The 13610-nt window shown below is 61.8% G+C and carries 13 protein-coding genes; 7 read left to right on the plus strand and 6 right to left on the minus strand.

The window, feature by feature from the left end; genetic code table 11:
- Positions 1-165 precede the first annotated feature (165 nt).
- The 7 genes from EGJ22_RS12270 to EGJ22_RS12300 all read left to right on the plus strand — a co-directional run bounded on the left by EGJ22_RS12270 (position 166) and on the right by EGJ22_RS12300 (position 8006).
- Positions 166-1830, plus strand: a complete 1665-nt coding sequence (locus EGJ22_RS12270) for a Na/Pi cotransporter family protein (protein WP_009683566.1) — start codon at positions 166-168, stop codon at positions 1828-1830.
- Between the two features lie 20 nt (positions 1831-1850).
- Positions 1851-3257 carry a pitrilysin family protein gene (locus tag EGJ22_RS12275; RefSeq protein WP_029885360.1) on the plus strand — a complete coding sequence of 469 codons (1407 nt, stop codon included), beginning with the start codon at positions 1851-1853 and terminating at the stop codon, positions 3255-3257.
- A 155-nt stretch (positions 3258-3412) separates the two neighbouring features.
- Complete coding sequence (locus EGJ22_RS12280; protein WP_029885359.1) at positions 3413-4435, plus strand: DUF5924 family protein; 1023 nt, start codon at positions 3413-3415, stop codon at positions 4433-4435.
- A gap of 93 nt (positions 4436-4528) precedes the next feature.
- Complete coding sequence (locus EGJ22_RS12285) at positions 4529-5662, plus strand: ABC transporter permease (RefSeq protein ID WP_033744357.1); 1134 nt, start codon at positions 4529-4531, stop codon at positions 5660-5662.
- The gene (locus EGJ22_RS12290) at positions 5659-6450 is read left to right on the plus strand and encodes an ABC transporter ATP-binding protein (RefSeq protein ID WP_029885357.1); all 792 of its coding nucleotides are present in this window, start codon (positions 5659-5661) and stop codon (positions 6448-6450) included. The genes EGJ22_RS12285 and EGJ22_RS12290 overlap by 4 nt, the downstream gene beginning before the upstream one ends.
- 3 nt (positions 6451-6453) lie before the next feature.
- Positions 6454-7392 (plus strand): MlaD family protein, encoded by a 939-nt coding sequence (locus EGJ22_RS12295; RefSeq protein WP_029885356.1) that lies wholly within the window; start codon positions 6454-6456, stop codon positions 7390-7392.
- Positions 7389-8006 carry an ABC-type transport auxiliary lipoprotein family protein gene (locus EGJ22_RS12300; RefSeq protein WP_029885355.1) on the plus strand — a complete coding sequence of 206 codons (618 nt, stop codon included), beginning with the start codon at positions 7389-7391 and terminating at the stop codon, positions 8004-8006. The genes EGJ22_RS12295 and EGJ22_RS12300 overlap by 4 nt, the downstream gene beginning before the upstream one ends.
- A 37-nt stretch (positions 8007-8043) precedes the next feature.
- Here EGJ22_RS12300 and EGJ22_RS12305 read toward each other — a convergent pair whose 3' ends face one another.
- From EGJ22_RS12305 to EGJ22_RS12330, 6 genes are all read right to left on the minus strand, one after another.
- Positions 8044-9273 carry a nucleoside recognition domain-containing protein gene (locus EGJ22_RS12305; protein ID WP_029885354.1) on the minus strand — a complete coding sequence of 410 codons (1230 nt, stop codon included), beginning with the start codon at positions 9271-9273 and terminating at the stop codon, positions 8044-8046.
- A 132-nt stretch (positions 9274-9405) separates the two neighbouring features.
- Positions 9406-10734 (minus strand): glutamate/aspartate:proton symporter GltP, encoded by a 1329-nt coding sequence (gene gltP / locus EGJ22_RS12310; RefSeq protein ID WP_009683574.1) that lies wholly within the window; start codon positions 10732-10734, stop codon positions 9406-9408.
- A 746-nt stretch (positions 10735-11480) separates the two neighbouring features.
- The gene (locus EGJ22_RS12315) at positions 11481-11951 is read right to left on the minus strand and encodes an inhibitor of vertebrate lysozyme family protein (protein WP_029885353.1); all 471 of its coding nucleotides are present in this window, start codon (positions 11949-11951) and stop codon (positions 11481-11483) included.
- A 2-nt stretch (positions 11952-11953) separates the two neighbouring features.
- Positions 11954-12115: a DUF1328 domain-containing protein gene (locus EGJ22_RS12320; RefSeq protein ID WP_003252966.1), complete on the minus strand. Its 162-nt coding sequence runs from the start codon at positions 12113-12115 to the stop codon at positions 11954-11956.
- A gap of 45 nt (positions 12116-12160) precedes the next feature.
- A complete protein-coding gene (locus tag EGJ22_RS12325; RefSeq protein ID WP_029885352.1) occupies positions 12161-12451 on the minus strand; it encodes a hypothetical protein in 291 nt (96 codons plus the stop codon).
- Between the two features lie 174 nt (positions 12452-12625).
- Positions 12626-13447 carry a BON domain-containing protein gene (locus EGJ22_RS12330; RefSeq protein WP_029885351.1) on the minus strand — a complete coding sequence of 274 codons (822 nt, stop codon included), beginning with the start codon at positions 13445-13447 and terminating at the stop codon, positions 12626-12628.
- Positions 13448-13610 lie beyond the last annotated feature (163 nt).

The raw sequence follows: 13610 nt of genomic DNA on the forward strand, positions 1-13610 counted from the left end.
CCGGCAATGATTCATTCACGGTATGTTTCAAATTGATGACTACCGTGCGAAGCTGGCAAGCACTGCGCAAAACAGCTAAAGCTTTGAGTGAGCAATGAAAACCTATTCGAACGCTCACGTTTCTTCCCTTGGCCCCATGGGCCTGTGCTTCAGGGGGCCTTCGCCATGCTGACCCTGCTCAACCTGCTCTCGGCCGTAACGCTACTGGTCTGGGGCACCCATATCGTGCGCACCGGCATCCTTCGGGTATTCGGCTCGAATCTGCGGCGCATCATTGGCCAGAACATGAACAAGCGCCCGCTGGCATTCATTGCCGGCATTCTGGTCACTGCCATGGTGCAAAGCAGCAACGCCACGGCCATGCTGGTCACCTCGTTCGTCGGCCAGGGCCTGATGGCCATGACCCCCGCCTTGGCAATCATGCTCGGCGCCGATGTCGGCACTGCGCTGATGGCCCGGGTACTCACGTTCGACCTATCCTGGCTGTCGCCGCTGTTGATCTTCCTCGGCGTCATCTTCTTCCTTTCGCGCAAACAGACGCGGGCTGGCCAATTGGGCAGGGTGGGTATCGGGCTGGGCCTGATCATCCTGGCGCTGGAGCTGATCGTACAGGCCGCCGCGCCCATCACCCATGCCCAGGGCGTGAAGGTGCTGTTCGCCTCGCTGACGGGCGACATCATGCTCGATGCCCTGGTCGGGGCGATGTTCGCCATGGTCTCTTATTCCAGCCTGGCGGCCGTTCTGCTCACGGCGACCCTGGCCGGTGCCGAGGTCATTAGCCTGCCGGTGGCCATTGGCCTGGTAGTCGGCGCCAACATCGGCAGTGGCCTGCTGGCGTTCATCAGCACCAGCATGCAGAACGCCGCCGGCCGCCGGGTGGCCTTGGGCAGCCTGCTGTACAAGCTGATCGGCCTGGTGTTGATCATTCCCGTACTGCACCCGCTGGTAGGCTGGATGGACTCGCTGAGCTTCAGCCCGCAAGAGCTGGTCATCGGCTTCCACCTGCTCTACAACACCTCCCGTTGCTTGCTGATGCTACCCACGGTCAACCCCATGGGTCGGTTGTGCAATGTGCTGCTGCCCGAGCGGGAACACAGCAACGGCCAGATCCGTGCGCGCCACCTCGACGCGTCCGCACTGGAGACCCCCAGCCTGGCCCTGGCCAATGCCGCACGGGAAACCCTGCGCCTGGGCGACATCGTCGACAGCCTGCTCGAAGCCATGCTGGGGGCCCTGCGGGGCACCCAGACGGCGCTGCCCCAGCAGGTACGCGCCCTGGGCGAAGATGCCGACGCCCTGTACAGCGCGATCAAGCTGTACCTGGCGCAGATGACACGCGAGGACCTCAGCGAGCAAGACAACCGTCGCTGGGCGGAAATCATCGAAGTGGCTATCAACCTCAAGCTGGCCTGCGATCTCATCGAGCGCATGCTGCGCAAGGTCCAGCAGCAGAAGACCAGCCAGCGCCGGGAGTTTTCCCAGGTCGGCCTGGAAGAGCTGACCGGCCTGCAGGAACAATTGCTGGCCAACCTGCGCCTGGGCTTGTCGGTGTTCCTCAGCGCCGACCCGGAAAGCGCCCGCTTGCTACTGCGCGAAAAACGCCGGTTCCGGGCCCAGGAGCGGCGCCTGGCCCACGCCCACGTCAGCCGCCTGCAGCGCAAAGTCATGCAAAGCCTCGAGACCAGTTCGCTACACTTGGAGCTGATCGCCGACATGAAGCGTTTGAACTCTTTGTTCTGTAGCAGTGCCTATGTGGTACTGGGCGGCTCGGACACCGGCGGGTTGATGCTCGACAGTGTGCCAGACGAAGCCAGCCATGATTCTGCCTAGCTGAGGACCCTAGCTCGCCCATGCGTTGCCTGATGTTCGTTTGCATCCTGATCTGCAGCCTGCCCACTTTCGCCCTCGACCGGTCGCGGGTGGAAGGCTACCTGTTGCCCAACGGCCTGCAGGTGATTCTGAAAAATGGCTACGAGCGTGACCATGTGGCGATACGCCTGGTGGTCGGGGTTGGGCTGGATGATTTCGATTGCGCGCAGAAAGAGCTGCCACACCTGCTTGAGCACCTGCTGTTCAGCGGCATCGATGAAACCGGCGAAGGCGGCCTGGAAGAGCGCCTGCAGGCGCTGGGCGGGGAATGGAACGCCTTTACCAGCAGTGCCGATACTACTTTCGTCATCGAAGCACCGGCGCGCAACCAGCGCAAGGTACTCGACCTGTTGCTGGCGGTCATCCGCGATACCCACATCGATGCCAAGGCCCTGGCCACCGCCAAACGCATCATCGAACGCGAGGATGGCGGCCACTACGGCCACCTGCAGCGCTGGCTCGACCGTCAGGACATCGGCCACCCCGCCAGCGACCAACTGGCCACCGAGCTGGGCCTGAAGTGCCCAGAGCGCTCCAACGTCGACGACATGACCCTGGAACAGGTCCAGGCCCTGCGCGACCGCTGGTACGCCGCCAACAACATGACCCTGATCATGGTCGGTGGCCTGGACCGCCTGTTGCCAGCCTATCTGGAACGCTCGTTTGGCGAGCTGCCGGCCACCGAGCCAGAAGAGCGCCGCAACCTGGATAGCATCACCCAGCAAGCCGAGCAGCGTCGCGATCTGACCCGTGGCTGGCTCGGTGACAGCGTGAAACTGCACTGGCTTTTCATCGAGCCGGTACTGGACAACGACCACCAGGCCACCCTCGACCTGCTGGCACGCTACCTGGACTGGGCCATCTACGACCAGCTGCGCCTGCGCAATGGCTTGTCCTATGGGCCCTCGGTGCAGCGCGAAAGCTTCGGTGACACCGGCCTGCTCAGCGTCAATGCCGACCTGGAGCGCGATGACATCGACAAGGCCGTAGCGGTCATGCAGCGGTTGTTCAAGCACCTGCGCAAAGAGGGGCTGGACCCGGATACGTTCGCCCGCATCAAGGATGCCAGTGTCGCCAAGGAAAGCTGGAGCACCCAAGGCAACAGTGCGTTGGCCGATTACTACTGGGGAGCGCTGAACGACTACACCGACGGCCGCTTCACCAACCCGGTGCGCAAACTGCGCCAGGTCACCCTGGAGCAGGCCAACCAGGCGATGCGGGAATTGCTCAAGGAAGACGGCTACGTACGCATTGAAAAGCCGCTGCTGGGTTATGACGAATTCTATGGGCTGGGTGCCCTGTTGGTAGGGCTGATCGTGGCCGCGGGGCTGTTGCGCTGGCGGCGGCATGGCCCACAGCGGCCGAGCGGTGCTACACGCCGGCGGTGAATCAGCGGTATTCTTTTGCCAGTACTGGCCTCTTCGCGGGTAAACCCGCTCCTACAGGGACCCCACTGTTGCAGAAGCTGTGGTGATCCTGTGGGAGCGGGTTTACCCGCGAAGCGGCCGGCACAGCCACCCAACTCTCTCCTGTTGTAGAGCCAATGCCCCAGATCCCCCGCATCGTCCAGCGCATCATCGAACTGCTCAAACGCTATCCCGGCATCATCGCGCTTGGGGGTTTTCTTTCCGGCATCGGCAGCTTCATCCTGGTCGACCGCCAGGCCGGCCTGGCCAGTTGGGTTGCCGTGCTGATGCTGGTGAGCTGGGTGTGGCTGATGCTGGAAAACACACTCACCGGCCTGTTCGCGCGCATGTTCAACCGCGAAATCCCGCAGCCACTGCTGCGCTACGCCACGCAGATGATCCACCAGGAAACACTGTTCTTCGTTTTACCCTTCTTCTTCATCACCACGACCTGGAACAGCGGCCAGCTGGTGTTCACCGGCCTGCTCGGCGCTGCCGGCCTGGTGTCGATCATCGACCCGCTGTACTACAAATGGCTCGCTCCGCGGCGCTGGCTGTTCCTGGCGCTGCATACCCTGACCCTGTTCGCTGCGTTGCTCACGGCGCTGCCGATCATCGTCCACCTGACCACCGCGCAAAGCTTCAAGCTGGCGCTGATCATCGCCATGGCGCTGTCGTTTCCCAGCTTGGCCAGCAGTTTTCCGATCAATAACTGGCGCCGGGCTGTGGCCTTGTTGCTGGTCACGCTGTCGGTGGGTGCTGGCGGCTGGTTGTTGCGCTCCTGGGTCCCGCCGGCAACCCTGTGGATGACCGAGGTGGCGGTGAGCACCGAAGTGCTGAACCGCCAGCCAGGCGAGTCGCTGCACGAAATTGCCGCCAGCAGCATTCGCAGCAGCGGCTTGTACGCCTATACCGCCATCAACGCACCACGCGGCCTGAATGAGCGGATCTACCACGTGTGGCAGAAGGACGGCCAGGAGGTGGACCGCATTGCCCTCGACATCCACGGTGGGCGCAAGGAAGGCTACCGGGCCTGGACGCACAAGCAGAACTTCCCACCCAACCCGGTGGGGAGGTGGCAGGTGCGGGTTCTGACCGAGGATGGCCAAGTGATTGGCGTACTGCGCTTCAAGGTGGTCGACGATGCGCCAGCCGGGTAATCAACACCTGCTGGTACACAGCACATAATCACCAAACAGCCCCGGCCTGCTGCGCTATGATCAGCCCCTGAGCCTTAGCGCCGAGTCAGTTGCATGGAGCCTATGACCACCCCCAGCCTCACTCTGGATACCAGCAGTCAACCGGCCTGCCTGCGCATTGCCGGTGACTGGACCTTGGCGCACTACGCCAGCCTGAAACGCGACAGCGAGCGGCTGCGTGCGCAATACACCCCCGACACCGTCGCCGACCTCAGCCAGTTAGGGCGCCTGGACACGGCCGGTGCGTCGCTGCTGGCCGAACTGCTCGGCACCGAGCGTCTGTCGCGCTGCACCCACGATCTGCCGGAAGCCAGCCGGGCGCTGCTGAAGAATGTCTACCAATCGGTCCAGGACTACTGCATCCCGGTCAAGGAGCCCGAGCGCAACGTGCTGCTGTTGCTGCTGGAGCGTATAGGCTGCGCCGTCGGCACCCTGTGGCAAGACAGCATGCAACTGCTCGGTTTCATCGGCGTCATCCTCGAAACGTTGCTACGCCGTGCCCTACAGCCACACCGCTGGCGCATCACCCCGGTGGTCGCCCACATCGAACAGACAGGGCTGGATGCCGCGCCAATCGTGGCCTTGCTGACCTTTCTGGTGGGTGCCGTGGTGGCCTTCCTTGGCGCCACGGTGCTGGCCGACTTCGGCGCAACGGTGTTCACCGTCGACCTGGTGGCGTTCTCGTTCCTGCGCGAGTTCGCCGTGTTGCTCACCGCCATCCTCATGGCCGGCCGCACCGCCAGCGCATTTACCGCGCAGATCGGCTCGATGAAAGCCAATGAGGAAATAGACGCGATCCGCACCCTGGGCCTCAACCCAATGGAACTGCTGGTGGTCCCCCGGGTGCTGGCCCTGCTGATTACCCTGCCGCTGCTCACGTTCGTCGCCATGCTTTGCGGCATCGTCGGCGGGGCCGTGGTGTGCGCCCTGTCGCTGGGCATTTCGCCGGCCATGTTCCTGTCATTGCTGCAAAGCGATATTGGCGTGCAGCACTTTCTGGTCGGCCTGGCCAAGGCGCCGTTCTTTGCCTTTCTGATTGCCGCCATTGGCTGCCTGGAAGGCTTCAAGGTCAGCGGCAGCGCCGAGTCGGTCGGTGCACACACGACTTCGGCCGTGGTGCAGTCGATCTTCGTGGTTATCGTGCTCGACGCGGTGGCCGCGCTGTTCTTCATGGAGATGGGCTGGTGAACCGACGTGAGAGCGTGATCGAAGCCCGCGGCATCTGTAACCGCTTTGGCCGGCAAGTGGTGCATGAAAACCTCGACCTGGACCTGTACCGCGGCGAGATCCTTGCCGTGGTGGGCGGCTCTGGTAGCGGCAAGTCCGTGCTGCTGCGCAGTATCATCGGCCTGCGCCGCCCCAACGAAGGGCAGATCAAGGTGTTCGGCCAGGACCTGGCCGGCCTGCGCGAAACGCAGCGCTCATTGGTCGAACGGCGTTTTGGCGTACTGTTCCAGAAGGGCGCGCTGTTCTCTTCCCTGACAGTGACCGAGAACGTTGCCCTGCCACTGATCGAGCATACCGGATTATCCCGCGCCGATGCCGAGCACCTGGCCGGGGTAAAGCTGGCATTGGCCGGGCTGCCGATCTCGGCGGCCGACAAGTACCCTGCTTCTTTGTCGGGGGGCATGATCAAGCGCGCAGCGCTGGCCCGGGCCCTGGCCCTGGACCCGGACATACTGTTTCTCGACGAGCCGACCGCAGGCCTGGACCCGATCGGCGCTGCGGCCTTCGACCAGTTGATCCTCACCCTGCGCGATGCCCTCGGCCTGTCGGTGTTCCTGATTACCCACGACCTTGACACCCTGTACACCATCACCGACCGCATCGCCGTACTGTCGCAGAAAAAGGTCCTGGTGGCCGGCCCATTGGCCGAGGTCGAACAGACCAACGACGCCTGGATCCAAGAATACTTTCACGGCCCACGCGGGCGCGCAGCCGAGCAGGCCGCCACCCGCACTGGCCAGGAGCGCTGAGCAATGGAAACCCGAGCCCATCACGTTCTTATCGGCCTGGTCACCGTCCTGGTGGTAGCCGGTGCCATGCTGTTCGGCCTGTGGCTGACCAAGTCCAGCGTCGACGATGCGTTCAAGGACTACGAAGTCGTGTTCAACGAGGCAGTTTCCGGCCTGTCTCGTGGCAGCCCGGTGCAGTACAACGGGATCAAGGTGGGTGACGTTTCCACCCTGCGCCTGGACCCTAAAGACCCGCGTCGGGTATTGGCACGGGTGCGCCTTAGCGGCGACACCCCAGTCAAAGAAGACACCCAGGCCAAGCTGACCCTGGCCGGGGTGACCGGCAACTCGTTCATCCAGCTGAGCGGCGGTACCCCACAGAGCCCCGAGCTGAAAGGCAAAGACGGCAAGCTGCCGGTGATCATCGCCTCGCCATCGCCCATCTCGCGCCTGCTCAATGACAGCAGTGACCTGGTGACCAACATCAACTTGCTGCTGCACAACGCCAACCAGATGTTCTCCGAGGGCAACATCGGCCACCTCAGCAATACCTTGGCCAACCTCGACAAGACCACCGGCGCCTTCGCCGGGGAGCATGGCAGCATCAGCCAGGCTATCGAGCAACTGGTCCAGGTAGGCAAGCAGGCCAGCGCGACCCTGGCCGAAACCCAGGTGCTGATGCGCAATGCCAATGGATTGCTGGGCACCGAGGGCAAGCAGGCCATCGGCAGCGCCGAGCAAGCCATGCAGTCGTTAGCGCAGAGCACTGCCACCATCAATAGCCTGCTGAAGGACAACAGCGAAGCCATCGGCGACGGCGCCCAGGGCCTGAACCAGCTGACCCCGGCCATCCGCGAACTGCGCGAAACCCTCAACGCACTCAAAGGCATTTCCCGGCAACTGGAAGCAGACCCCAGCGGCTACCTGCTCGGCCGCGACAACAACAAGGAGTTCCAGCCATGAAATCGTCGCTGCGCTTAGTGGCTTTGGCGGTCACGATTGGGCTGGCCAGCGCCTGCTCGATCCTGCCCACGAGCGACCCTGTGGACCTGTATCGCTTGCCCATCAACCAGGTCAGCCGCAGCGCGCCGCCGCTGGACTGGTCATTGCGCCTGAACAAACCGCTGGCCAGCGAGGTATTGGCCGGGCCACGGATTGCGGTCATCCCGCAGGGCAATGTGGTCAGCAGCTACAAGGGCGCGCGCTGGAGCGATCCGGCCCCGATGCTGCTGCGCAACCGGCTGCTCGACGGCTTTCAGCGCGACGGCCAAGTGCAGCGCCTGAGCGCCGACGACAGCAATTTGCAGGCTGACTACGAGCTGGCTGGCGAGTTGCAGGCGTTCCAGAGCGAATACCGCGCGGACGGCACCGTGGAGGTGGTGATCCGCTATGACGCACGGCTGGTGCAAGGCCGCACTCAGCGTATCCTCGCCAGCAAACGCTTCGAAGTCCGCCAGCCGCTGGCAGACAAGCAAGTAGCCGGGGTAGTGGCCGGGTTTGGCCAAGCGTGCGACCTACTCACCGGGCAGGTGGTCGAGTGGGCGATTGCCCAGGCAGGCAGCAGCACAACCCGCTAGTGTTTACCCTTTGATGCGATGCAGGCCTGCAGATCGTTCAGGCAAAGAACCAGTAACACACGCAGATGGCTGCCACTACACCAGAGAACTCGGCCAGCAGCGCACACCCTACCGCATGCCGCACACGCTGGATGCCCACCGCGCCGAAATACACCGCCAGCACATAGAAAGTGGTCTCGGTACTGCCCTGGATGGTTGCCGCCACCAGGGCAGGGAAGCTGTCTACCCCTTGGCTCTGCATCGTCTCAATCAGCATTGCCCGCGCCGCGCTCCCGGAGAACGGCTTGACCAACGCTGTCGGCAGGCCTTCGACAAAACGCGTGTCCAGGCCCAGCCAGTTGACCGCATGGCGAATACCGTCCAACGCCAATTCCAGCGCGCCCGAAGCCCTCAGCACGCCCACAGCCACCAGCATGGCCACCAGGTAGGGCAGCAGGTTCTTGGCGACGTCAAAGCCCTCTTTGGCGCCCTCGACAAAGGCTTCGTACACCTTCACCTGCCGCAACGCACCGGTCACCACGAACAGCAGGATCACGCCAAACAGCGTCAAGTTACCTAGGATCGACGACAAGCTGGCCAGTGCCGCTGCCGACAATGTGCCCAGGAAGGCCATGAAGCCACCCAGCAGCAGCGCACCGGGGATGAAGTAGGCAAGTACGACCGGGTCCCACAAACGCAGGCGTTGCATGACGGCCACCGACAACAGCCCGACCAGGGTCGAGACACTGGTGGCCAGCAGGATCGGCAGGAACACCATGGTCGGGTCCGGCGCGCCTTGCTGGGCGCGGTACATGAAGATGGTCACAGGCAGCAGGGTCAACGAAGAGGCGTTGAGCACCAGGAACAGGATCTGCGCGTTGCTCGCCGTGGTGCTGCTGGGGTTCAGCTCCTGCAACGCGCGCATTGCTTTGAGCCCAATCGGTGTGGCGGCGTTGTCCAGCCCCAGGCCGTTGGCCGCGAAGTTCATGGTGATCAGGCCCAGTGCCGGGTGGCCGGGTGGTACTTCCGGCATCAAGCGCGCAAACAACGGGCCCAGTACCTTGGCCAGCCATTCGACGATGCCGGCCTTTTCGGCAATTTTGAGAAAGCCCAGCCACAGGGTCAGAGTGCCAAACAGCAGCACCATCACCTCGACCGAGAGCTTGGCCATGGCAAAGATGCTCTCGACCATGGCCGCAAAAATGCCCGCGTTGCCGCCTATCAGCCATTGGGCCAGGGCGGACACTGCCGCCACCAGGAAAAAGCCGAGCCAAAGGCCATTGAGCATCCGTGTGTTCCCCCAGAAAAGTGCCCGAATGATAGCGTATCGGGGCGCAAGGCTGCAGACCGCGGCCGCGCAACATCACAGACAACAAAAAGCCCCGACGGGTCGGGGCTTTTTGTACAGCGGGGTATGAACTCAGCGCTTGGCCGCTTCGCCAACCACCGCAGTTTGCTGTTTGTCAGCCATGAGCGAGGCGTAGTACTGCTCGCCCTTGGCCGCATCGTACATGCCTTCCCAGCGCGAGATGACCAATGCCGCCAGGGCGTTGCCGATCACGTTCAGCGCGGTGCGGGCCATGTCCATGATGCGGTCGACGCCGGCGATGAAGGCCAGGCCTTCCAGCGGAATGCCCACACTGCCGAGGGTGGCCAGCAGTACCACGAACGATACGCCTGGCACACCAGCAATACCTTTGGACGTGACCATCAGGGTCAGCACCAGCAGCAGCTGCTGGCTCCACGACAGGTCGATACCGTACAGCTGGGCAATGAAGATCGCCGCAATGCTCTGGTACAGGGTAGAACCGTCGAGGTTGAAGGAGTAGCCGGTCGGTACCACGAACGAGCAGATCGACTTCGGTGCACCGTACTTCTCCATCTTCTCGATCACCCGTGGCAGCACGGTTTCCGAACTGGAAGTGGAGTAGGCCAGGATCAGCTCATCTTTCATGATGCGCATGATCTTGATCACCGAGAAGCCAAACAGGCGAGCCACCAGGCCCAGTACCATGAAGGCGAAGAAGGCAATGGCGAAGTACACCAGCAGCACCAGCTTGGCCAGCGGCAGCAGCGAGCTGAAGCCGAAGTTGGCGACAGTCACGGCGATCAGGGCGAACACACCGATCGGCGCGTAGTTCATGATCATGTGGGTGACCTTGAACATGGTTTCCGATACGGCCTGGAAGGTACGTACCAGCGGGTCGCGCAGCTCTGCCTGCAGGCTCGACAGCCCCAGCCCGAACATGACCGAGAAGAAGATGATCGGCAGCATTTCACCACGCATCAGCGCTGCGAAGATGTTCGACGGGATCAGGTTGAGCAGGGTCTCGATGAAGGCGTGCTCATGCTGCACTTCGGCCGCAGTCGCCTGATACTTGGAAATATCCACGGTACCCAGCGTGCTCATGTCGATACCGGCACCGGGGTGGAACAGGTTTGCCAGCACCAGGCCGACGACGATGGCGATCGTGGTCACCACCTCGAAGTAGATGATGGTCTTCAGGCCAATGCTGCCCAGTTTCTTCGCATCGCCAACCCCGGCGATACCCACGATCAGCGACGAAATCACGATCGGGACGACGATCATCTTGATCAGGCGAATGAAGATGTCACCGGCGGGCTGGAGGACGTTACTGATCCACCAGGCCTTTTCTGCACTGAAGTGGTTCAGCAGCGCGCCGATTGCAACACCCAGCACCAGACCGATGACGATCTGCCAGGCGAGGCTCAGTTTTGCCTTCTTCATGTCTTTACCCTTTGTTCTAGTGGTCATGACACCGGGTGGAAACAGGCGTGACAGAGCCCTTGGCCAAGTCACACGCAAGAAGAGTTTCCGTCCGGCGACGTTATGTAAGGACACCGCAGGCGAGCGACAGGGCGCCCTGGCCAGCGAAAAAGGCGGCAACTATTGCGATGGCAGGGGGGGAAATCTAATGCCGGAAACGCATACCCCATGCAGGTTATGCATACCGTTTTCGACCGACGAGGTAGGTTTGCAAGTCATTGATTTATAACGTTCGGAATCCCGAACATGGCTAGACAGCCATATTCAGGCGGATCTGGCACTCTCAAAAGAAGCGACAAATATGTCGTGTTCGACAATCCGAATGGCCGAAATGCCACTTGTGAGGGAGTCGATGCGGAGGGAAAAAATTTGATGTACGGTCGAGACAAAATGTGTCTCGGGGAAGAAAACGCGCAAGGAAAGAGGCGTTTCCTACGTGGCTCCTCGGAAGTCAGGTCGGCTTGGGTATCCCAGCGATACTGCCGACCTGAAGCTTCCGATTCCGCCGTTCCTGACCCGGCCCAACGCTGGAGGCACTCCCTGTACCCCTAGGCCACTCCGATCATGTCTCAACCAGAACAGCCCGGCCCCATGGTCATGTGCAACCCCTCCTCGGGGCGGCGCATCATAGAAGGCTGAACGCTAGAAAGGTTCAGCTTCTATTTCGTGTCAGTGGGTGACCACTCACCAGCACTGGCAACCACGGCTCAGTACCAATTCGGGTCACGCTTGAGCTGCTCCTGCAGCATCGTCTTCATGCCGTCATCCGGCTTGCCCAGCCAGCGGTACTGCGCATGTCGGGTTGGCGACTTGTCCTTGGGCAAGCCTTCAGGCACCTCCACGAGCATGCCGTAGGCATCATCCTTGTCCCAGCTGAACGCAACGATCAGGCGCTTGTAGGTGCACTTGTCCTGGGCCTCGCACAGGGGGCCGACCAAGTACTTGTCGCCATCTTCCGTAACAGCAGACATTTGCTGCTCCGAGCTGCCAGTGAGGTTGACCACCCAATCGGGCAGGCGCTCCTCGCCTTTGATCGTGTCCTGCCAGGTTTCCCGGTATTCCGGGTCCGAACCCAGCAGCTGGTTGGCACGGACCTGGCCATCATTGGCAGCCAGTGCCGCTGCACTGCTACCCATCAGCAGGGCAGCAGCCAGGGCAGTGTGTAGCTTCCTGCTCATTGTCAACCTCGACCGCGTCCAAAGAAGAAGGAGGCTACAAACAGGACCAGGAAGACAATGAACAGGATCTTCGCAATACCTGTAGCAGCGCCGGCGATACCACCGAAGCCCAGAACGGCAGCGACAATGGCGATGATGAGGAAAGTGATAGCCCAGCTCAGCATGGTGTTTCTCCTTTCTTTCTTTTTCAGAACTTCAAACGGTCCGCCTTAGAACACCCAGCGGTCTTGAGGCACGACGTGTTCCAGAGTGGCCGGCGACGCCGCCTTGCCCTGGGAGGGCAACGGGTCCGCCGCCTTGACGAAACTGTTGGCCCGGGTCGACTGGATCTGGCTCAGCAGCGCGGTCTGTGCAGCCACCTGGTCGGCCAGACGCGCTGTTTGCCAGCTGTAGTAGAAGAGGCCGGCAGCCAAGGTCAAAACCAGTGCGATCCCTACCGACACCAGGTGGCGCAGTGACAGAGTGGCGACTTGCGAGTGGTTGACGGACTGGCGATTCATGCCGGCTCCTCCTGCTGTAATTTTTGTTCAAACCTGAACAGGTAATTGCAGCCTGCATGCCAGCCTCATAAATAAATAAAAATCCTTTAAAAACAATAACTTAACCATTTGGCCACAGGCGTGTCAGGACGTATCCTGCACGATGGCCATGCTGGGGTCGTGCGAATTGCACGATCAGCCTTCGACCTTGGTCGCGACCTTCAGCAGATCGGCATCCACCCCCCGCACGCCAACGATCTGCCGGGCTATTTCCACGGCAATGGTTTTTTGCGCCGCACTGACCACTTCGCCGGACAACCGCACCATGCCCTCTTCACTGGCCACTTTAAGGTTCAGCCCATCGAGGTTGCGGCTGTAGCGGTAGCTACTCTGGATCTTGTCGATGATCCAGGGGTCGCTTGGCTGCGGGCCGCTTGGTGTTCCCACAGGGGTTTCCCGCGCTTTGGCCATGGCGGCGCTGTCGAGGCTGACAAGGTTGTTCACCAGGTGCACGCCATCGGTAGTGCGCGCCACCACGCCCGCCAGCTCCTTGGCCTCGGCGCTGTCGACTTTACCCCGCAAGGTCACCACGCCCTCGCTGCTTTGCACTTCGATTGCAGCCTTCTCGGTGGTACGGCTCCACAGCAACCGCGCACGGATCACCGCTGCTAGGGTGGCGTCCTCCAGGCGCTGGGCATAGGCCCGCAGCTCGAGCGGGCGCTCGACCAGTTCAGCGTTGACCTGCAGCTGGTTATCGACCTGCTCGACACCTCGGGTGGCCAAGGCCACGTCTTCGGCCAACCGGCGCTCCACCTCGTTTTCTACCTCGCCGGAAAGCCGCGCCTGTTTGCCGTCTACCTCGACTTTGATACGGAACGGGTTGAGCATGCGGTTCAGTGACAACGCCGTTTGCAGCGCCCCTTCAAGCCGGGCGTCATGCACGGGGTCCGCGAGAGCGGGGGTGAACACGGGAAGCAAAGCGGCTGCTAACACAGCGCTGCGTAGGGCAAAGGTCATGGCGTTACCTCCTTTTGTAGGCAAAAGCTGAAAATCATCGCAACCAATGTGCCACCCTATGCCTCTAAGCAAAGCACCGGGAAATGGGGCCTGAAGGCATCGTTTAGCCATTGGCTAGCATGCAAAGGACAGAATCCTTCAGAATTGACCATGCAACTTGCCC

Source organism: Pseudomonas sp. p99-361 (genome assembly GCF_003935475.1).
Classification (GTDB): Bacteria; Pseudomonadota; Gammaproteobacteria; order Pseudomonadales; family Pseudomonadaceae; genus Aquipseudomonas; species Aquipseudomonas juntendi.